We start from the raw sequence: 19,793 nt of genomic DNA, 5'->3' as shown, positions 1-19,793 counted from the left end.
ATAGGGCGCCGACGCCACGACTCTGTGTGATGCGACGGTGCGGTCCAAGGCTCGGGCAAGTACTCAAGAGATCATTTGTTGAAATCCCGAGTACGACTGGACTGCCCGGACGTTACCCGCCGGTATGGCCTCTTCGACAGGGGGTCCCGGCGAGATGTTCCATGCGTCACACGTGGTGGCGTTCCTGCGCGCACAGTAGTCCACGCCCTTCCGGGCATGCCAGTAATCGCAGGTCCGGCCGCCTCTGTTCACGTTTGCCACACCCGCCTACGCTTGATCGTCATGGCATCCACACCCGTCGGCCGTCCGAGGACGCGCATCCATGTGGTCAGCGACGTGCACGGCAACGCCCGCGACCTGGCCCGGGCCGGTGACGGCGCCGACGCCCTGATCTGCCTCGGTGACCTGGTCCTCTTCCTCGACTACGCCGACCACGCGCGCGGCATCTTTCCGGACCTCTTCGGTGTGGAGAACGCCGACCGCATCGTCGAGCTGCGCACCGCCCGCCGCTTCGAGGAGGCGCGCGCGTTCGGCGCCCGGCTGTGGTCGGGCATCGGCACCGACCGGGCCGCGGCGATCGAGAAGGCGGTCCGCAAGCAGTACGCCGAGATGTTCGCCGCGTTCCCGAATCCGACGTACGCGACCTACGGCAATGTCGACATGCCGACCCTGTGGCCGGAGTACGCCGGGCCGGGCACCACCGTCCTCGACGGCGAGCGCGTCGAGATCGGCGGACGCGTCTTCGGGTTCGTCGGCGGGGGACTGCGGACACCGATGCGGACGCCGTACGAGATCAGCGACGAGGAGTACGCGGCCAAGATCGAGGCGGTCGGCGAGGTCGACGTGCTGTGCACGCACATCCCGCCGGAGGTGCCGGAGCTCGTGTACGACACCGTGGCGCGCCGCTTCGAGCGGGGCTCCCTTGCCCTGCTGGACGCGATCCGGCGCACGCGCCCCCGCTACGCGCTTTTCGGCCACGTCCATCAGCCCCTCGCCCGCCGGATGCGTGTCGGGGCGACGGAATGCGTCAATGTGGGGCACTTCGCGGGGTCGGGCCGCCCCTGGGTGCTGGAGTGGTGACGCCGCGACGGCGCTGAAGGGCGGGCGGGGTGACGGCGCCCGTGGCCGTGCGCGGTAGCCTTCACGCTGCACACACGTGCGCACCACCCTCCCTCACCGGACCGCATCTGGAGGAGCCACCGCGATGGCGGAACACACCAGTTCGAGCATCACGATCGAGGCGGCACCGGCTGACGTCATGGCGGTGATCGCCGACTTCGCCCGCTACCCGGACTGGACGGGCGAGGTGAAGGAGGCGGAGGTCCTCAAGTCGGACGACCTCGGCCGTGCCGAGCAGGTCCGGCTGGTCATGGACGCCGGTGCGATCAAGGACGACCAGACCCTCGGTTACACCTGGACCGGGGACCACGAGGTCTCCTGGACCCTGGTCAAGTCCCAGATGCTGCGGTCGCTCGACGGCTCGTACCTGCTCAAGCCCGCTGGCGAGGGGGCCACCGAGGTCACCTACCGGCTGACCGTCGACGTCAAGATCCCCATGCTCGGCATGATCAAGCGCAAGGCCGAGAAGGTCATCATCGACCGTGCCCTGGCCGGCCTGAAGAAGCGCGTAGAGGAAACGGCCTAGTCCCCCAAGGGGGCCCACCCTCACCCCCGGCCCGGTCTCCCCGGCATCTGATCCCGCCCCAGGTTTAGCGGCCCCCCACAACCACGTCCTCGCCCCCTCCGCCCCTACCCGTCCCACCCTGGGGCTCCGCCCCAGACCCCGCTCCTCAAACGCCGGAGGGGCTGAATGGTTGCCCGGTCGCGCCCGCAGCCGGTCGCGTGCCAAAGGGTTGGGCGCGGCCACCACTCCACACCCGCAGTCGGCCGCGCGCCGAAGGGTTGGGCGCGGCCACCACGACGCGCCCGCAGTCGGCTGCGCGCCAAAGGGATCGGCCCGGCCACGACGCGCCCGCAGTCGGGCGCATGCCGAAGCAGTCGGCGCGGCCACCACTCCACACCCGCAGTCGGCCGCGCGCCGAAGGGTTGGGCGCGGCCACCACGACGCGCCCGCAGTCGGGCGCATGCCGAAGCAGTCGGCGCGGCCACCACTCCACACCCGCAGTCGGCCGCGCGCCGTCGGGGACGTGCCGGTACATCGATGCCCGTCGCCACCGACGGTCACATCTCCGTCCAACGGCGACGGGCTGATGCACCGGCACGGCCCCGACCCACCCACCGGCCGGAACCGGACTCTGGACCACCCAGCGGACCCGACCCACCCACCGGACCCGGACCGGACCCGGAACCGGACCCCGACCCACCCACCGGACCCGGACCGGACCCGGAAACCGTCGAGGCCGCCGCACCGGTAGCGTTCACCCCCATGCGCACCATCCTGATCACCGGCCAAGGCGGCACAGGCCGTACCACCGTCGCCGCGGCCACCGCGCTGAGGGCGGCCCGCGAGGGCACCCGCACCCTGGTGCTCACCGCCGACCGCACCGACACCCTCGGTGCCGTCCTCGGTGTCCCCACCGGCCCCGACCCCGTGGAAGCCGCCCCCGGCCTCACCGCCTGGCGCCCCGACGCCGCAGCCCGCTTCCGCGACGACCTCACCGCCTTCCAGCGCCGCGCCACCACCGCCCTCGACCTGCTCGGCGCCTCCCGCCTGGACGCCGAGGAGGTCACCCCGCTCCCCGGCGCCGAGGAACTCGCCCTCCTGCGCGCCCTGCGCGACGCCGCGCTGTCGGAGTCGTACGGCCTGCTCGTCGTGGACCTGCCCCCGGCCCCCCAGGCCCTCGCCCTCCTCGCCCTGCCCGAGGAACTCCGCCGCTATCTGCGCCGCCTGCTCCCGCCGGAGCGCCAGGCGGCCCGCGCCCTGCGCCCGGTCCTCGGACGGCTCGCGGGGGTGCCCATGCCCGCCGAGTGGCTGTACGAGACCGCGGGGCGCTGGGACATCGAACTGGCCGCCGTGCAGGCGGTGGTCGAGGACCGCGCCACGACCGTACGGCTGGTCGCCGAACCCGGCCCGGCCGGCACGGACGCCGTCCGCACCGCCGCCACCGCCCTCGCCCTGCGCGGACTGCCCGTCGACAGCCTCGTGGCGAACCGGGTGCTGCCCGGCGCCACCAACGACGCCTGGCTGGGAGCCCTCGCGGCCCAGCAGCGCAAGGCCCTGGACGAGTGGCGGGAGACGTACGCGGTCCACGAGGTCCCGCACCGCGGCCACGACCCGCGCGGCACCGACGACCTCGCCGCGCTCCCAGTGCCCGGCGTCAACACCGCGCCCACCCCGGTCGAGTGGCCCGTCATCGACCGTCTCGCCGACGACGGCGTGCTCGTGTGGCACATTCCGCTGCCCGGCGCGATACGCGACGAACTCGACCTCATCCGGCGCGGCGACGAACTCGTCGTGACCGTCGGCCAGTCCCGCAGGATCGTCCCGCTGCCGTCCGCGCTCCGCCGCTGCACGGTGGCCGGAGCCGCACTGCGCGAGGGCGAGCTGCGGGTGCGCTTCGCGCCGGATCCCGGGCTGTGGCCGCGCGAGAAGTGACCCTGGCCGATCCGGGGCACCTGCACGGTGAACGGGATACCCCCGTTCGGGTAACGTCGAAAGCAAGGAAAACGTAGGCAGGAGTCCCGCCATGAGCGAAGAGCGCCCACCGTCCGAGGCCGCTCAGGAGGAGACGGCCGACGAGGTGCGTGTCGACGAGGTACCCGTCGAGGAAGCGCACGCCACCGACGACGACGCCTGGGCGACGGCCTGCGCCGAGGACCTCGCCGAGGAGAAGGCCCGCCGCCGCGCCCAGCAGGGCCCGCCGCCCGGCTCGGCCGCCGAGGAACTGCGCAAACTCGTCGACGCCGTGGCCGACAAGCTCTCCGGACTCCAGTCGCCGCTGTTCGGCGCGGTCGCCTCCGGCACCGCCCAGCAGATGGTCAGCCAGGTCGTGCAGCAGGCCAAGGCCGCCGTGGAACCGGTGCTGGAGCGCAACCCCGAGGTCTTCGACCACCTCGCCGCCGCGGGTTCGGAACTGCTCGCCGCCTACCGCTCGGCCGTCGAGAACCAGGAGCGTCGCTGGACCACTCGGGACACGGGTTCCCGCGACGACGAGGCCGGTCCCGGCGAACACATCGACTTGGACTAATCACCCCTCGGGTACGGTTGGCCGTAGCGGGGCTCGACCGAAACTGAGGGATTCATGGGACTCACCATCGGCGTCGATATCGGCGGCACGAAGATCGCGGCCGGTGTGGTCGACGAGGAAGGCAATATCCTCTCGACGCACAAGGTGCCGACCCCGACCACGCCGCAGGCCATCGTGGACGCCATCGCCTCGGCCGTGGAGGGCGCGCGCGCCGGTCACGACATCGTCGGTGTCGGCATCGGTGCCGCCGGATATGTGAACCGCCAGCGCTCGACGGTCTACTTCGCGCCGAACATCGACTGGCGCAACGAGCCGCTCAAGGCCGAGGTCGAGCGGCGCGTGGGCCTGCCGGTCGTCGTGGAGAACGACGCGAACGCGGCCGCCTGGGGCGAGTACAAGTTCGGCGCGGGCAAGGGCCACCGCAACGTCATCTGCATCACCCTGGGCACGGGCCTGGGCGGCGGCATCATCATCGGCAACAAGCTGCGCCGCGGCCACTTCGGCGTGGCCGCCGAGTTCGGCCACATCCGGATGGTCCCGGACGGACTGCTGTGCGGCTGCGGCTCGCAGGGCTGCTGGGAGCAGTACGCCTCCGGGCGCGCGCTCGTCCGGTACGCGAAGCAGCGGGCCAACGCGACCCCGGAGGCGGCGGAGGTCCTCCTGGGGCTCGGCGACGGCACCCCGGACGGCATCGAGGGCAAGCACATCTCCATGGCGGCCCGGCAGGGCGACCACGTCGCGGTGGACTCCTACCGTGAGCTGGCCCGCTGGGCCGGCGCGGGTCTGGCCGACCTCGCCTCGCTCTTCGACCCGTCCGCCTTCATCGTCGGCGGCGGCCTGTCGGACGAGGGCGAGCTGGTCCTCGACCCGATCCGCAAGTCGTACAAGCGGTGGCTGGTCGGCGGCAACTGGCGCCCGGTCGCCGATGTGATCGCCGCGCAGCTCGGTAACAAGGCGGGTCTCGTCGGAGCGGCGGACCTGGCCCGGGAGCCCGACCCGATCATGTAGGTCCCGCCCGTCTCGCACGACCGCGCCCGCCGCCCCCGCACAGGACGGCGGGCGCGGCCGTGTCCGCCCCTTTCTCCGCCCGAACGCGGGCCATGTGTTTCTTCGGCCCTTTCCGGGGGCTTCGGGCGCGTATCTTGATCGCCATGCCGACCAGGTCCTCCACCAGTCCGCTGCCCGCGTCCCGTACCGAAGCCGACGGCTCGGCCGTGATCCGCGTGCTCAGCTACAACATCCGCTCGATGCGCGACGACACCGCCGCGCTCGCCCGAGTGATCAGCGCCTGCGCACCGGACCTCGTACTGGTCCAGGAGGCGCCCCGCTTCTTCCGCTGGCGCAAGAAACTCGCGCGTCTCGCGGCCGCATCCGGTCTCGTCATGCTGTCGGGGGGCGCCACCGCCGCCGGGCCCGCGCTGCTGTGCACGCTGCGGGCCACCGTGGAGCGCACCGAGGACGTCCTGCTCCCGCTCACCCCGGGGCAGCACCGCCGGGGCTTCGCCACGGCGGTCGTGCGGTTCGGGGGTGCCCGGCTCGGCGTGCTGAGCTGCCATCTGTCGCTCCGGAAGGACGAGCGCCAGGAGCAGGGCGGCATGCTCCTCGACCGTCTCGCCGGTCTCGGCACTCCGCATGTCGTCGCGGGCGGCGACCTCAACGAAGGCCCGGCGGGACCGACGTTCCGCCGTCTGGCGGGCGCGCTCCAGGACGGCTGGGCGACCCGGCCCTGGGGCGGGGAGCACACCTGGACGTTCGCCGGGCCCGACCGGCGCATCGACGCCCTCTTCGCCACGCCCGGCATCGAGGTGCTCGGCTGCGGGGTGCCGCTCGGTCTCCCGGGCGTGAGCGAAGCGGACCTGAGGGCGGCCACGGACCATCTGCCCGTACTGGCCGCGCTCAGAGTGCCCGCTTCCTAGAGGCGGCGGCCGGAACCACTTACCCACGCGGAACCGCCGCGGCGCCCGGACCACCCGCGGCGCCCGGACCCACCCCGCCGTGGCCGGACCACCTGCCGCGCCCGGAACCACCCGCCACGCCCGGACCACACGCCACCCCCGGAGCCGCCGTTCCACCCGGGGCCGTGCTCCGCGGTCAGACCACCGCGCCGCGCCCCGGGTCCTCGTGGTCCTCGTCGTCGTCCTTCATGCGCGTCACCAGCGTGGCGAAGCCGCCGAGGAAACCGCCGATGCCGAGGGTGGTGAGCCACCAGGTCATGTCCCAGCCGAACAGGACGGCCAGCAGCAGCAGGGCGGGGCCGCCGAGCACGCCGAGCCAGGCGAACTTGGCGGTCGTGTCCGCGGCGGGCAGCGGCGGCGGCTCGGGCGGGACGAAGTGGCCCTCGTCGTCCTCGTCGAAGTCGTCCTCGGACGGCTCGGGCGAGCGGTAGTCCCGCGGGCCGCCGACACCGGGCGCGAACGAGATCGAACTGCCGAGCGGCTTGACGGCGGAGGGCAGGTCGCCGGAGGCCTCCGGCTCGGACCCGGCGCCCGGAGCCGGGGCGTCGTCCTCACCGGTGCCGTCCCCGGAGCCGGCGCCGCCGGTCTCGGAGCCGGTGTCGGGACCGGGCTCGGGGAGCGCCAGATCCTCGATCGACCGGAAGGGCCGCGAGCCGGGCGGGTCCGCCGGCTCCTCGCCGTACCCCTCGACGATCGACTTCCAGGCGGCCTCCTCGTCGAAGGGCACGCTCTGCTCGTCGTCGGCGGACTTCCCGCGGGCGTCGCCGGACGACTCTCCGAGCGGGTCCCCCGCGGGCTCGGTGAGCGCGTCGCCCAGCCCCTCGCCGCGGGCACCGTCGAGCGGCTCGCCGACGGGCACGCCCTTCTCCTCGGAATCGCCGCGGTCCGCGTCGTGCTCAGTCACCGGCTGTCGTCCCTTCCTGCCCGCCGACCCGACCGGCGTCGGCCTCCTTGCCGGCACCGGGCGCGAGCCGGGTGACGAAGGAGTGACTCTCCTCGAAGATCCGGTCCGCGTCGTGGTCCAACGTCGCGACGTGGTAGCTCTGTTCCAGCACGATCTCCGTCACGTCCGTGGAGGACACCCGCCCGAGGATGCGCGCCGAGTCGGCGGGGGAGACCACATGGTCCTGGAGGCTGTGCAGCAGCAGGAGCGGCTGGGTGACCTGCGGCAGCTCCGCGTCCACGACCGCGCACAGCCGGCGCATCGAATGCGCGGCGTGCAGCGGCACCCGGCCGTAGCCGATCTCCTCGGAGCCCTCCTTCGCGATGTCGCTCGCGATGCCCTTCGTCGACGGAACCAGGTGGCGCAGGACCGGCAGCAGGCGCGCGGCCGGGCCGTGCACCTTGTTCAGCGGGTTGACGACCACGACGCCGTCGATGTCGTCGCCGTGCTTGGCCGCCAGCCGCAGCGCCAGCGCGCCGCCCATCGAGAGCCCGAAGACGAACACCCGCGAGCAGGTCCGGCGCAGCGCGCGCAGTTCGCGGTCGACCTCCGCGTACCAGTCCTGCCAGCCGGTGAGCTGCATGTCCTCCCAGCGGGTGCCGTGCCCGGGCAGGAGCGGCAGCGCGACGGTCAGACCCCGGTCGGCGAGATACTCGGCCCAGGGACGCAGTGACTGCGGGGAGCCGGTGAAACCGTGGCAGAGAAGGACGCCGACCTCTCCGCCGTCGTGGCGGAACGGCTCGGCTCCAGGAAGGACCGGCACCTCGGTCTCCTGTTCATGAGTTGGGCGGAAAACGACTCCGGGTGTGCATCACCGTACGCGACCGTACTGACACCGACCAGGGTCGTCGGGTCCTTCGACGGTGCTCCGGGTTAAGGTCTGATCTACGACACAGGAGGCACGCGGGTGATCTACGGCGCAATGAAGTTTTCCATCGGAGGGCCGCTGAAGCTCGCCTTCAGACCCTGGGTGGAAGGCCTCGAGAACATCCCCGCCGAGGGCCCGGCCATTCTGGCGAGCAATCACCTCTCGTTCTCGGACTCCTTCTTCCTGCCGGCGGTCCTCGAACGCAAGGTGACCTTCATCGCGAAGGCCGAGTACTTCACGACCCCGGGCATCAAGGGCCGGATGACGGCCGCCTTCTTCAAGGGCGTCGGCCAGCTCCCGGTGGACCGTTCCGGCGCGCGCGGCGCGGGCGAGGCGGCCATCAAGAGCGGCATAGACGTGATCGAGCGCGGTGAGCTGTTCGGCATCTATCCGGAGGGCACGCGCTCGCCCGACGGCCGCCTCTACCGCGGCAAGCCCGGCGGCCTCGCACGCGTGGCCCTCGCCACCGGCGCGCCCGTCATCCCGGTGGCGATGATCGACACCGAGAAGATCCAGCCGCCCGGCAAGCTGATGCCCAAGCTGATGCGTCCGGGCATCCGCATCGGCAAGCCGCTGGACTTCAGCCGCTACAGCGGCATGGAGCACGACCGGTTCGTGCTCCGCGCGGTGACCGACGAGGTCATGTACGAGATCATGAAGCTGTCCGGGCAGGAGTACGTCGACATGTACGCGACGGCCGCCAAGCGGCAGATCGCGGATGCGGCGAAGGCCGAGAAGGACGCCGAGAAGGCGGCCAGGGCGGCACTCGCCCAGGCCGAGAAGCAGGCGGAGCAGGCCGCGAAGCAGACGGCCGGGGAACAGGCCGGGCCCCAGGTGGAGAAGCGGGCCGAGGAGCAGGCCGCTCCCGAAGAGGTACAGGCCGATCCCGAGGCGCGGGCCGCGGAGCACGACGTGGAACAGGCGGGTCCGCCGGCCGGTCCGGGGGAGACGGAGTCGGCCGACACGCAACGGTCCGGCTCCCCGGAGCGTCCGTAGGGACGTCGGCAGGGCGGGGCAGGGTGGGGTGGGGGGCATGGCCAAGCGCGAGAGAGTCATGAGGATGTCGGTCGAGCAGCCGCTGTGGCGTGCGCTGACCGGCTACCGGGTGCTGACCGTGCTGTACGCGATCGGGCTCTTCGCCACGACGTACGACAAGTTCGACCGCCCGTGGGTCGCCGTCGCGTTCTTCGCGTTCCTGCTCGTCTGGACGCTGGCCACGCTCCCCAGGGTCTCCGGCGCGGCCAACTGCACCAAGCGGTTCCTCGCCGCCGACCTCACCGTCGCGCTGACCGGCATCCTGCTCACCCGCGTCGCCGACTCCGCCTCGCGCATCGACGCGGGCGGCCCGACGCTGCCGTCGATCTGGACGGCCGGCGCCGTCCTGGCCTTCGCGATCAAGGGCGGCTGGCGCTGGGCGGCCTTCGCCTCCACGCTCGTCGCCGCGGCCAACATCGTCGAGCGCGGCGCCCCGACCCGGGACACCGTGCACAACGTGATCCTCGTCTGGGTCGCCTCCATCGCCATCGGCTACGTCGTCGAGGTCGCCCGCGCCTCCGAGCGCACCCTCGCCCGCGCCCTGGAGATCGAGGCGGCCACCCGGGAGCGTGAGCGCCTCGCCCGGGACATCCACGACGGCGTGCTCCAGGTCCTCGCCATGGTGCAGCGGCGCGGCAGCGCGATCGGCGGCGAGGCCGCGGAGCTCGGCCGGATGGCCGGAGAGCAGGAGGCCGCGCTGCGCACGCTGGTGTCGGGCGGTCTGGTGCCCGTCTCCCGGGTGTCGGAGGACGCCGCGCTCGGCGCGCTGGTGCGCGCCGTCGACGAACCCGACGACGAGGATCCCCAGGGGCCGCTCGACCTGCGCGTCCTGCTCGCCCCGTACGCCACCGCGCGCGTGACCCTCTCCGAGCCCGGCGCCTCGGTGCCGCTCGACCCGCCCGCCGCGCGGGAAGTGGCCGCGGCCGTGGGCGCCGCCCTGGACAATGTCCGCAGGCACGTGGGCGAGGACGCCCGCGCCTGGATCCTGGTCGAGGACGAATCCGACGCCGTGATCGTGACGGTCCGCGACGAGGGCCCCGGCATCCCGGAGGGGCGGCTCGCCCAGGCCGAGGGCGAGGGGCGGCTCGGAGTGGCGCTCTCGATCCGCGGCAGGCTGCGCGAGCTGGGCGGCACGGCGGAGCTGATCTCCGTCCCGGGACAGGGCACCGAGGTCGAGCTGAAGGTACCGAAGGACGCGCGGGGGAAGGCGAGGACACGATGACGAAGGCGACGGTGGGACGATGACGGGCGGGACCGCGGACCAGCCGCGGACGGGGGAGAACCCCCTCAAGGTCATGGTCGTGGACGACCACCCCATGTGGCGTGACGCCGTGGCCCGGGACCTGGAGGCCGCCGGGTTCGACGTGGTCGCGACCGCCGGCGACGGCGAACAGGCCGTGCGCCGCGCGCTGGCGGCCGCACCCGACGTCCTCGTCCTCGATCTGAACCTGCCCGCCAAGCCCGGCGTCCAGGTCTGCAAGGAGCTGGTCGGCGCCGACCCGTCCCTGCGCGTCCTGGTCCTGTCGGCGAGCGGCGAGCACGCCGACGTGCTGGAGGCGGTGAAGTCCGGCGCGACCGGCTACCTCCTGAAGTCGGCGTCCGCGGAGGAGCTGACCGACGCGGTGCGCCGGACGGCCGTCGGCGACCCCGTGTTCACCCCGGGCCTCGCGGGTCTGGTCCTCGGCGAGTACCGCCGGCTGGCCTCGGAACCCGCTCCGGCCACGGGCACCGACGAGCCGCGGGTCCCGCAGCTCACCGACCGGGAGACCGAGGTGCTGCGCCTGGTCGCCAAGGGCCTGAGCTACAAGCAGATCGCCGAACGCCTGGTCATCTCCCACCGCACCGTCCAGAACCATGTGCAGAACACCCTGGGCAAGCTCCAGCTCCACAATCGCGTCGAGCTGGTCCGCTACGCCATAGAGCGCGGCCTGGACGGGGCGTGACCGCCGCGGATGCCACCTTCCGGGTGATCTATTGATCAACCACCCGACAATTCACCGGAACAGCCCGTCCGCACCATGCCGAAGTGACGTGGATCACTATTAGCGTGAGTCCGACAGCCAAACGTGGCGAAGGGACTTTCCATGCGGGTCGGAGTACTGACCGGAGGCGGCGACTGCCCCGGGCTCAACGCCGTCATCCGGGGCATTGTCCGCAAGGGCGTGCAGGAGTACGGCTATGACTTCGTCGGCTACCGGGACGGCTGGCGAGGGCCGCTCGAAGGCGACACCGTACGGCTCGACATCCCCGCCGTGCGCGGGATCCTGCCGCGCGGCGGCACCATCCTCGGCTCCTCGCGCACCAACCCCCTGAAGCAAGAGAACGGCATCCGCAGAATCAAGGAGAACCTCGCCAAGCAGGAGGTCGAGGCGCTCATCGCGATCGGCGGCGAGGACACCCTGGGCGTCGCCGCCCGGCTCGGCGACGAGTACGGCATCAACGTCGTCGGCGTACCGAAGACCATCGACAACGACCTCTCCGCCACCGACTACACCTTCGGCTTCGACACGGCGGTCAACATCGCGACCGAGGCCCTCGACCGCCTCCACACCACCGCCGAATCGCACATGCGCGTCCTCGTCTGCGAGGTGATGGGCCGCCACGCCGGTTGGATCGCCCTGCACTCGGGCCTGGCCGGCGGCGCGAACGTCATCCTCATCCCCGAGCAGCGCTTCGACGTGGACCAGGTCTGCGCCTGGGTGACCTCGCGCTTCAAGGCCTCCTACGCGCCGATCGTCGTCGTCGCCGAGGGTGCCATGCCCAAGGACGGCGACATGGTCCTCAAGGACGGCACCCTGGACTCCTTCGGGCATGTCCGGCTCTCCGGCGTCGGGGAGTGGCTGGCCAAGGAGATCGAGCGGCGCACCGGCAAGGAGGCCCGCACCACGGTCCTCGGGCACGTCCAGCGCGGCGGGACGCCCAGCGCCTTCGACCGCTGGCTCGCCACCCGCTTCGGGCTGCACGCCATCGAGGCCGTCCGCGACGGCGACTTCGGCAAGATGGTGGCGCTGCGCGGCACCGACATCGTCCGCGTCCCGATCGCTGAGGCCACCGCCAAGCTGAAGACGGTCGACCCCGGCCTGTACACGGAGGCCGGGGTGTTCTTCGGCTGACGGCGGCACCCGGCCGTGCCCGAGCGGCTCCGGGGGTACGGGCCGTATATTCGGCCCGTACCCCAGCACGGGAGAGACCGGTGGAGATTCTGGCGTTCGGCGTCCAGTCCGACGAGAAGCCCCTGCTCGAGAAGGCCTTCGAGGGACGCCACGAGGTCCGCAGCCTCGACGTCTTCCTCAGTGAGGACACCGCGCCCATCGCCGCCGGCTACGAGGCCGTGTCCACCAGCGTCAACTGCGCCCTGGGCCACCGCGTCCTGCAGACCCTGGCGGCCGGCGGCACCCATCTCGTCGCCCAGCGCTCCACCGGGTTCAACAACATCGACCTCGACGTCGCCGAGCGCCTCGGCATGACGGTCGCCCGGGTCTCGTCGTACTCGCCCTACTCGGTGGCCGAGTTCGCCTGGACCCTCGGCATGGCCGTCAACCGCCGTATCGTGCGCGCCGCCAACCGCACCCGCGACTTCGACTTCCGCCTCGAAGGGCTGATGGGCCGTGACATGCACGGCCGCACCGCGGGAGTCGTCGGCACCGGGAAGATCGGCGAGGCCTTCGCCCGGATCGCCCACGGCTTCGGCATGAACCTCCTCGGCTGGGACATCGCCGAGAACCCGGCGTGCCTCGGACTCGGCATGCGGTACGTCTCCAAGGAGCGCCTGCTCGCCGAGTCCGACCTCGTCACCCTGCACGTCCCGCTGATGCCGCAGACGCAGCACCTCATCGACGCCGAGGCCCTGCGCGTCATGAAGGACGACGCGATCCTGGTGAACTCCAGCCGCGGCGGCCTGATCGACAGCCAGGCCCTCGTCGCCGAGCTGCGCGAGGGCCGTTTCACGGGAGTCGGCCTCGACGTGTACGAGGCGGAGGCCGGGCTGTTCTTCCTCGACAAGTCCCTCGAAACCGTCGAGGACGACACCCTGGCCCGCCTGGTCACCTTCCCGAACGTCCTGGTCACCTCGCACCAGGCCTACTACACCCGGGACGCCGTGGGCCAGATCGTCGACGCGACCGCCGCGAACGTCTTCGACTACGCCGAGGGCCGCCGCTCGGAGAACGTGCTCGTGCCCCGGATCTGACCCGTCAGCTCCCGCACCACGGCCGCGCCGTCGAGCGTCAGCACCGACTCCGGGTGGAACTGCACCCCCGCGAAGCCGGGACCGCGCAGCGCGTGCACCTCGCCGTTCGCGGCCCGGCTGACCTCGACGCCGTGCGCGGACAGCTCCGCCAGCGCCTCGTCGTCGCAGCGCGCCACGAAGCTGTTGTAGAAGCCGACGGTCTCGGCCCGCCCGAAGAGGTCGATACGGGTCTGCGCGCCCTGGTACGGCACGTCCTTGCGGACGATCTCCAGCCCCAGCTCGGCCGCGATCAGCTCGTGCCCGAGGCAGACACCGAGGACGCCGTGCCGGTGGTCGCGCAGCACCTCGGCGGTGAGCCCGCGCAGGAGACGCATCTTGGGATCCGCCGCGTCGGAGGGATCGCCGGGACCCGGGCCGAGCACCACGGGGCCCTCGTGCGCGAGGACCGCCTCGCGCAGTCCCGGCTCGTCGTAGCGGCGTACCGTCACCTCGAGCCCGGACGACCGCAGGACGTGCGCGAGCATCGCCGTGAAGGTGTCCTCGGCGTCCACGACCAGCGCGTGCCCGGTGAGTTCCCGGGACCGCTCCTGCATCCGCAGCCAGAACGGCGCCAGCGAGGCCCGCCGTCCGTCCAGCGACGCCCGCACCCGAGGATCGTCGCCCAGCCGCGGCCGGGCGCCGTCGGGGCGCGGCCGGCCGGGCCGTACCCCCAGCGCCGCCAGCACACCCGCGGCCTTGGCGTGCGTCTCGGCGACCTCGCCCGCCGGGTCCGATCCGCGTACGAGGGTGGCCCCCACCGGCACCCGCAGCCGGCCGTCCGCGTCGATGTCGGCGGTACGGATGAGGATGGGGGAGTCGAGGGTCTGTGCCCCGGGCCCGCCGTCCGGCCCGTCCTCCCGCTGTCGCCCGACCAGTGCCAGCGCGCCCGCGTAGTAGCCGCGCCCGCCGACCTCGTGACGCTCGATGACACGGCAGGCGTTCTGCACGGGCGAGCCGGTGACGGTCGCCGCGAACATGGTCTCCCGCAGCACGTCCCGCACGTCCAGCGAGGAGCGGCCCCGCAACTCGTACTCGGTGTGCGCGAGATGGGCCATCTCCTTGAGTCGCGGCCCGATCACCACCCCGCCCATGTCACCGACCGTGCACATCATCTTGAGCTCCTCGTCGACGACCATCGAGAGCTCCTCGATCTCCTTGCCGTCGGCGAGGAACGCCAGCAGGTCCTCGGGCGTCGGCCCCCCGGCCGGGTAGCGGTACGTCCCGCTGATCGGGTTCATCACGACCGTCCCGGCGGACATCCGCACATGCACCTCGGGGCTCGCGCCGACCAGCGTCCTCTCCCCGGTGTGCACCACGAACGTCCAGTACGCGCCCCGTTCGCCGGTCAGCAGCCGGCGGAACAGCGCCAGGGCGTCCGCCCGTCCGAACCCCGGGATGCGGCCCTCGTACGTCCGCCGGATCACGAAGTTGGCGCCCTCGCCGCGCCCGATCTCCTCGCGCAGCACCCGCTCGACGATCCCGGAGTACTCCTCGTCACCGACGTCGAAGCCGCCGCCCTCGACCCGTACGTCGTGGTCCGGGAGCTGGGCCAGCACCTCGGCGAGGGGCAGTTCACGGCGTTCCTCGGGGACGAGCACCGCGAGCGGGGTGCCGTCGTCGCGTACGTCGAAACCACGCTCCCGGATCTGCCGGAACGGGATCAGCGCGAGACCCTCGTCGGGGATGTCGGCGAGGCGCTCCACCTCGCGCACCGGTCCCAGCAGCAGTTCGACCACGTCGTGGTCGCGGCCCGGCGTGCGGCGGCGCAGCAGGGCGAACGGACGGGGATCGTCCAGCAGGTCGAGCAGATTCATCGGGTGCGGTCCTTCTCTCGGATCGTGCATCTCGGAGAGGAACGACCCGGGTCCGCGAACGCCGAAGGCCGCCCCTCGGGCGGCCTTCGCGAAGTCGTGTGTCTACGCGCAGTCAGTGGGCCGCCGGATGAGCGGTCCACCACCAGTTCTGGTTCGAATGCGCGAACATGCGCCGCACCTTACCCGACGGCGAGGGGCGGGCAACAGCGTGAAACGGCCCCGCGGGGCGTTCCTACCGTCCGGTCACCGGCCATGGATGGCCAGACAGCCCGAACGCACCGAGAAACGAGAACCATGCACGCAAGCCGTTCGTCCCAGACCCGCCGGACCGGCGCCCGCGCCCTGACCGTGCTCCTCGCGGCGGCCGCCCTCGCCGCCGGACCGCTCGTCCCCGCGAGCTCCGCCCCGCGTCCGAGCGACGCCGAGGACCTGACCCAGGTCGCCTACCGCGGCTACATCTTCACCGTCCCCGACTCCTGGCGGATCGTGGACCTGAAGAAACATCCCGACACCTGTGTCCGCTTCGACCGGCACGCCGTCTACCTCGGCACCCCGGGCACCGACCAGAACTGCCCGGCCAGGGCCAGCGGCCGTACCGAGGCGCTGCTGGTCCAGCCCGCCCCCGTGGCCCCCGGGGCCGTCACCGAGAACCCGGTGGCCCGCACCTACCGGGCCACCGCCGACCGCATCGCCGTCACCGCGGCCTACGGATACGACCGCGCGCGCATCCAGGACGTCCTGAGCAGCGCCGGACTGCCCGTCGCCACCGCCCGGCGCGAGGAACCCGCGCAGCAGCGCGCGGTGGCCGCGCTGCCGAAGGACGCGACCTCCTTCCGCGGCGAGGGCTTCGACGCCTGCACCGCCCCGAGCCAGTCGGCGATGAACGCCTGGCGCGACGACTCCCCGTACGGCGCCATCGGTGTCTACATCGGCGGCATCAACCGCGCCTGCGCCCAGCAGCACCTGACCGCCGGCTGGGTGCGGACGCAGTACACGAACGGCTGGCGGTTCTTCCCGCTGTACGTCGGCCGGCAGCCCTCCTCCGACGGAGGGAGCTGCGGAGGCGGCTGCGCGGCGATCACCAGCCCGGTGTCGCAGGGCACCGCGGGCGCCGACGACGCCGTCAAGCAGGCGGCCGCGCTGGGCTTCGGCAAGGGCTCGGTGCTCTATCTCGACCTGGAGCACTACGAGCCGGGAGGCAAGGTCACCGACTCGGTGCTCGCCTACCTCCAGGCGTACACCGTGCGCCTGCACGCGCTCGGCTACCGCTCCGGCGCGTACGGCAACACCTCGTCCCTGGTGTCCGACCTGATCGCCGACAAGAGCCGGGTCACCCTGCCCGACGTGATCCACTTCGCCCGCTGGAACCGTGTGTCGAGCACGTCCGACTCCTCGATCCCCTCGACCCTGTGGTCCAAGCACCAGCGCGTCCACCAGTACGTGGGCGACACGACCGAGACCCACGGCGGGGTGCGGATCTCCATCGACCGCGACCGCCTCGACGTGGACTAGGGCTCCGTCCCCGCTCCCGGGCGGGCGCCGCGCAGGGTCGCGGCGCCCGCCCGGAGCGTCACCGATCGAGCGCGGTTCGTCTCACTTGATGGGCATGTGGATGGGACGCCCGACACGACCCCGTAATGTTGTCCGGGTGACCGTGAACGCTAAGTCCAGCGCGAGCGCTGGCAACACCTGGCGAAACCTGCCCGCGGCGCAGCAGCCCGAGTACCCCGATGCCGAGGCTCTGCGCGATGTGATCGCGGACCTCGAGTCGTATCCGCCGCTCGTCTTCGCGGGCGAGTGCGACCAGCTGCGCGCCCGGATGGCGTCCGTCGCCAAGGGAGAGGCGTTCCTTCTCCAGGGCGGCGACTGTGCCGAGGCCTTCGACGCCGTGTCGGCCGACCACATCCGCAACAAGCTCAAGACGCTGCTCCAGATGGGCGCCGTCCTCACGTACGCCGCCTCGGTTCCGGTGGTCAAGGTCGGCCGGATCGCCGGCCAGTACTCCAAGCCCCGCTCCAAGGGCACCGAGACCCGCGACGGCGTGACCCTGCCGACCTACCGGGGCGACTCGGTCAACGGCTTCGACTTCGACGAGAAGTCCCGCATCCCGGACCCCGAGCGCCTGAAGCGGATGTACAACGCGTCCGCCTCGACGCTGAACCTGGTGCGCGCCTTCACCACCGGCGGCTACGCCGACCTGCGCCAGGTGCACGCCTGGAACCAGGACTTCGTGAAGTCGTCCCCCTCCGGCCAGCGCTACGAGCAGCTCGCGCGTGAGATCGACAACGCGATGAACTTCATGCGGGCCTGCGGCACCGACCCGGAGGAGTTCAAGACCGTCGAGTTCTTCTCCTCGCACGAGGCGCTGCTCCTCGACTACGAGTCGGCGCTGACCCGCGTCGACTCGCGCACGGGCGACCTGTACGACGTCTCGGGCCACATGGTGTGGATCGGCGAGCGCACCCGTCAGCTCGACGGGGCGCACATCGAGTTCGCGTCGAAGATCCGCAACCCCGTCGGCATCAAGCTGGGCCCGACGACTACGGCCGAGGAGGCGCTGCAGTACATCGAGCGCCTCGACCCGGACCGCGAGCCGGGCCGGCTCACCTTCATCGTGCGCATGGGCGCGGACAAGGTCCGCGACAAGCTGCCCGAGCTGGTCGAGAAGGTCACCGCCTCCGGCGCGACCGTGGCCTGGGTGACCGACCCGATGCACGGCAACACGTTCGAGGCGGCCTCGGGCCACAAGACCCGCCGCTTCGACGACGTGCTCGACGAGGTGAAGGGCTTCTTCGAGGTCCACAAGGGTCTCGGCACGCACCCGGGCGGCATCCACGTCGAGCTCACCGGTGACGACGTCACCGAGTGCGTGGGCGGCGGCGACGAGATCTTCGTCGACGACCTGCACCAGCGCTACGAGACGGCCTGCGACCCCCGTCTGAACCGCAGCCAGTCCCTCGACCTGGCCTTCCTCGTCGCCGAGATGTACCGCGACCAGTAGAAGATCGACAGGCGTCACGCCCGATAGGGACACCTGAAGTGGGGTGCGGATCACATACGATCCGCACCCCACTCCACTTTTGTGGTTCCGGCGCGACGGGTAAGGTTAGGTTAGCCTCACCGATTATCGGGACGGCACGACCCAACGATTCCGGCGGGAGGTGAACCGCGTGTACGTCTGCAGTTGCTTCGGGATCACCGAACAGCAGGTGAAGAAGCACGCGGAGGACGGCGCCTGCACTCCTCGGCAGATAGCGTCGGCCTCCAAGGCGGGCACGGACTGCGGTTCGTGCGTGCGCCGGATCCAGGCACTGCTGGGCAGGGGTTCGTGTCCGCGCCGTGAACTGGCCGACAAGGGCATGCCGGTGCTCTCCGAGGTCCTCGCGCAGGCCGAGGCCGAGCGGCGCGAGACCGCCGGGTACGAGACCTCCGCGCGCGAGGCCGCCTGACCCTCCGGGCGCCTTCCGGCCCGTCGGCCGTCCGGCTCTCAAGCCGTCTAGCTCTCCGGCTGCTCGATGAGCTGCGCGATGTAGAGCGCCTCGCCGAGTTTCTCGACCAGTTCGAGCTGGGTGTCCAGGTAGTCGATGTGGTGCTCCTCGTCCTCGAGGATCGACTCGAAGATGTTCGCGGACGTGATGTCGCCCTTCGCGCGCATCACCTCGATCCCGCGCTTGAGGCGGTCGATCGCCTCGACCTCCACCTGCCGGTCGGCCTGGAACATCTCGGTCACGGTCTGCCCCACCCGGACGTGGAAGAGCCGCTGGTAGTTCGGCAGGCCGTCCAGGAAGAGAATGCGGTCGGTGAGCACCTCCGCGTGCTTCATCTCGTCGAACGACTCGTGCCGGGTGTACTTCGCGAGCTTCGTCCAGCCGAAGTTCTCCTGCATCTTCGCGTGCAGGAAGTACTGGTTGATCGCGGTCAGCTCGGCGGTCAGCTGCTCGTTGAGGAATTCGATGACCTCGGGGTCGCCCTGCATCGCAGAGGCTCCTTCCAGGCGGGTTGACGGGCAGATTGCGCCGCATCTTTGCACCGGTGTACCGGAGCGTCCAGTAAGTGCATGCTTACTCCGAGTTGCCCCGATCCCGCCCGCGCTGGTCATGGGCACTGTTCCGGGTCTGTCAGGATGGAGTCATGGGTCAGCCGGTGGAGCGCGAATCTGGAGAAACGGCACAGTCGGAGCTTCCGCCGGGACAGCGACTTCAGCGCGGCTGGCCGGTCACGCACTACGGCCCCGTCCCCAAGTTCCGCCCCGAGCGCTGGGAGTTCCGCGTCTTCGGAGCCACCGCCGACGGCGGGAAGCAGTGCTGGAGCCACGACGAGTTCACCGCCCTCCCGTACGCCTCCGTCGTCTCCGATCTGCACTGCGTCACGAAGTTCAGCATGCTGGGGGCCGAATGGGGTGGCGTCCCCGCCCGTACGATCCTGGAGATAGCCCCGCCGGCGCCCGCCGTCACCCATGTGATGGTCTGGGCCGAGTACGGGTTCAGCTCGAACCTGCGGCTCGCGGACTTCGCCTCCGAGCGAACCATCTTCGCCACCCACAAGGACGGCGAGCTGCTGACGGCGGAGCACGGCTTCCCCCTCCGCCTGGTCGTCCCGCATCTGTACGCGTGGAAGGGGCCCAAGTGGGTGCGCGGCGTCGAGTACATGACCGCCGACCGCCGGGGCTTCTGGGAGGAGCGCGGCTACCACAACGTCGGTGACCCCTGGCGCGAACAGCGCTACTCCTACCAGGAGGAACCCGGGGACGGCCCCGAACTCTGAGCCCGCGGTCCGAGCTCCCGCGCGCGTCCCCGGTGCCG

Annotated in this window: 19 protein-coding genes and 1 pseudogene; 15 read left to right on the top strand and 5 right to left on the bottom strand. The window is 71.6% G+C overall.

The window, feature by feature from the left end; genetic code table 11:
• The first annotated feature begins 324 nt into the window (after nucleotides 1–324).
• The 6 genes from ACIQ7M_RS12855 (at nucleotide 325) to ACIQ7M_RS12830 (ending at nucleotide 6,064) form a co-directional block, all read left to right on the top strand.
• Entirely contained in the window at nucleotides 325–1,080 is a 756-nt protein-coding gene (locus ACIQ7M_RS12855) for a metallophosphoesterase (protein WP_403643531.1), read from the top strand.
• 124 nt (nucleotides 1,081–1,204) lie between these two features.
• The gene (locus tag ACIQ7M_RS12850) at nucleotides 1,205–1,645 is read left to right on the top strand and encodes an SRPBCC family protein (RefSeq protein WP_355769797.1); all 441 of its coding nucleotides are present in this window, start codon (nucleotides 1,205–1,207) and stop codon (nucleotides 1,643–1,645) included.
• A 741-nt stretch (nucleotides 1,646–2,386) separates the two neighbouring features.
• Nucleotides 2,387–3,556 carry an ArsA family ATPase gene (locus tag ACIQ7M_RS12845; protein WP_403643011.1) on the top strand — a complete coding sequence of 390 codons (1,170 nt, stop codon included), beginning with the start codon at nucleotides 2,387–2,389 and terminating at the stop codon, nucleotides 3,554–3,556.
• A 91-nt stretch (nucleotides 3,557–3,647) separates the two neighbouring features.
• Nucleotides 3,648–4,148, top strand: coding sequence for a DUF5304 domain-containing protein (locus ACIQ7M_RS12840; RefSeq protein WP_355769805.1), 501 nt, complete (start codon nucleotides 3,648–3,650; stop codon nucleotides 4,146–4,148).
• A gap of 54 nt (nucleotides 4,149–4,202) precedes the next feature.
• Nucleotides 4,203–5,156, top strand: a complete 954-nt coding sequence (locus ACIQ7M_RS12835) for an ROK family glucokinase (protein ID WP_037623263.1) — start codon at nucleotides 4,203–4,205, stop codon at nucleotides 5,154–5,156.
• A gap of 143 nt (nucleotides 5,157–5,299) precedes the next feature.
• On the top strand, nucleotides 5,300–6,064 hold the full coding sequence (locus ACIQ7M_RS12830; protein WP_403643006.1) for an endonuclease/exonuclease/phosphatase family protein: 765 nt from the start codon (nucleotides 5,300–5,302) through the stop codon (nucleotides 6,062–6,064).
• A gap of 175 nt (nucleotides 6,065–6,239) precedes the next feature.
• Here the strand turns inward: ACIQ7M_RS12830 and ACIQ7M_RS12825 are convergent, their stop codons facing one another.
• On the bottom strand, nucleotides 6,240–7,007 hold the full coding sequence (locus ACIQ7M_RS12825) for a hypothetical protein (RefSeq protein WP_403643002.1): 768 nt from the start codon (nucleotides 7,005–7,007) through the stop codon (nucleotides 6,240–6,242).
• Nucleotides 7,000–7,809 carry an alpha/beta fold hydrolase gene (locus tag ACIQ7M_RS12820; protein ID WP_355769811.1) on the bottom strand — a complete coding sequence of 270 codons (810 nt, stop codon included), beginning with the start codon at nucleotides 7,807–7,809 and terminating at the stop codon, nucleotides 7,000–7,002. Before ACIQ7M_RS12820 ends, ACIQ7M_RS12825 begins: the two co-directional genes overlap by 8 nt.
• 159 nt (nucleotides 7,810–7,968) lie before the next feature.
• Here ACIQ7M_RS12820 and ACIQ7M_RS12815 point away from each other — a divergent pair.
• The 5 genes and pseudogenes from ACIQ7M_RS12815 to ACIQ7M_RS12795 all read left to right on the top strand — a co-directional run.
• Nucleotides 7,969–8,757: pseudogene (locus ACIQ7M_RS12815) on the top strand (lysophospholipid acyltransferase family protein); the annotation flags it as partial.
• A gap of 190 nt (nucleotides 8,758–8,947) precedes the next feature.
• Nucleotides 8,948–10,171: a MacS family sensor histidine kinase gene (gene macS, locus ACIQ7M_RS12810; protein ID WP_403643000.1), complete on the top strand. Its 1,224-nt coding sequence runs from the start codon at nucleotides 8,948–8,950 to the stop codon at nucleotides 10,169–10,171.
• A 19-nt stretch (nucleotides 10,172–10,190) separates the two neighbouring features.
• A complete protein-coding gene (locus ACIQ7M_RS12805) occupies nucleotides 10,191–10,892 on the top strand; it encodes a response regulator (RefSeq protein ID WP_389850199.1) in 702 nt (233 codons plus the stop codon).
• A 141-nt stretch (nucleotides 10,893–11,033) separates the two neighbouring features.
• Complete coding sequence (locus ACIQ7M_RS12800) at nucleotides 11,034–12,062, top strand: 6-phosphofructokinase (RefSeq protein ID WP_355769818.1); 1,029 nt, start codon at nucleotides 11,034–11,036, stop codon at nucleotides 12,060–12,062.
• An 80-nt stretch (nucleotides 12,063–12,142) separates the two neighbouring features.
• Complete coding sequence (locus tag ACIQ7M_RS12795; protein WP_403642995.1) at nucleotides 12,143–13,138, top strand: 2-hydroxyacid dehydrogenase; 996 nt, start codon at nucleotides 12,143–12,145, stop codon at nucleotides 13,136–13,138.
• Here the strand turns inward: ACIQ7M_RS12795 and ACIQ7M_RS12790 are convergent.
• Nucleotides 13,090–14,991 carry an anthranilate synthase family protein gene (locus ACIQ7M_RS12790; RefSeq protein WP_403642992.1) on the bottom strand — a complete coding sequence of 634 codons (1,902 nt, stop codon included), beginning with the start codon at nucleotides 14,989–14,991 and terminating at the stop codon, nucleotides 13,090–13,092. The genes ACIQ7M_RS12795 and ACIQ7M_RS12790 overlap by 49 nt on opposite strands.
• A 112-nt stretch (nucleotides 14,992–15,103) precedes the next feature.
• A complete protein-coding gene (locus ACIQ7M_RS12785; RefSeq protein WP_101392327.1) occupies nucleotides 15,104–15,160 on the bottom strand; it encodes a trp operon leader peptide in 57 nt (18 codons plus the stop codon).
• Nucleotides 15,161–15,285: 125 nt separating this feature from the next.
• Between ACIQ7M_RS12785 and ACIQ7M_RS12780 the strand changes: the two genes are divergently transcribed.
• The 3 genes from ACIQ7M_RS12780 (at nucleotide 15,286) to ACIQ7M_RS12770 (ending at nucleotide 18,440) form a co-directional block, all read left to right on the top strand.
• The gene (locus tag ACIQ7M_RS12780) at nucleotides 15,286–16,503 is read left to right on the top strand and encodes a glycoside hydrolase domain-containing protein (RefSeq protein WP_403642990.1); all 1,218 of its coding nucleotides are present in this window, start codon (nucleotides 15,286–15,288) and stop codon (nucleotides 16,501–16,503) included.
• Nucleotides 16,504–16,639: 136 nt separating this feature from the next.
• On the top strand, nucleotides 16,640–17,992 hold the full coding sequence (locus ACIQ7M_RS12775; protein WP_355776212.1) for a class II 3-deoxy-7-phosphoheptulonate synthase: 1,353 nt from the start codon (nucleotides 16,640–16,642) through the stop codon (nucleotides 17,990–17,992).
• Between the two features lie 160 nt (nucleotides 17,993–18,152).
• Nucleotides 18,153–18,440, top strand: coding sequence for a (2Fe-2S)-binding protein (locus ACIQ7M_RS12770; protein WP_355771338.1), 288 nt, complete (start codon nucleotides 18,153–18,155; stop codon nucleotides 18,438–18,440).
• 47 nt (nucleotides 18,441–18,487) lie between these two features.
• Here ACIQ7M_RS12770 and bfr read toward each other — a convergent pair whose 3' ends face one another.
• On the bottom strand, nucleotides 18,488–18,967 hold the full coding sequence (bfr, locus tag ACIQ7M_RS12765) for a bacterioferritin (protein WP_037623273.1): 480 nt from the start codon (nucleotides 18,965–18,967) through the stop codon (nucleotides 18,488–18,490).
• Nucleotides 18,968–19,122: 155 nt separating this feature from the next.
• Between bfr and ACIQ7M_RS12760 the strand changes: the two genes are divergently transcribed.
• Entirely contained in the window at nucleotides 19,123–19,755 is a 633-nt protein-coding gene (locus tag ACIQ7M_RS12760; RefSeq protein ID WP_355771335.1) for a sulfite oxidase-like oxidoreductase, read from the top strand.
• Nucleotides 19,756–19,793 lie beyond the last annotated feature (38 nt).

Origin of the sequence: Streptomyces sp. NPDC096324 (assembly GCF_044763015.1) — a bacterium.
In the GTDB taxonomy this organism is placed as follows: Bacteria; Actinomycetota; Actinomycetes; order Streptomycetales; family Streptomycetaceae; genus Streptomyces.
Note: the sequence above shows the minus strand (reverse complement) of the source record. Positions and strands in the feature narration are given on the sequence as shown.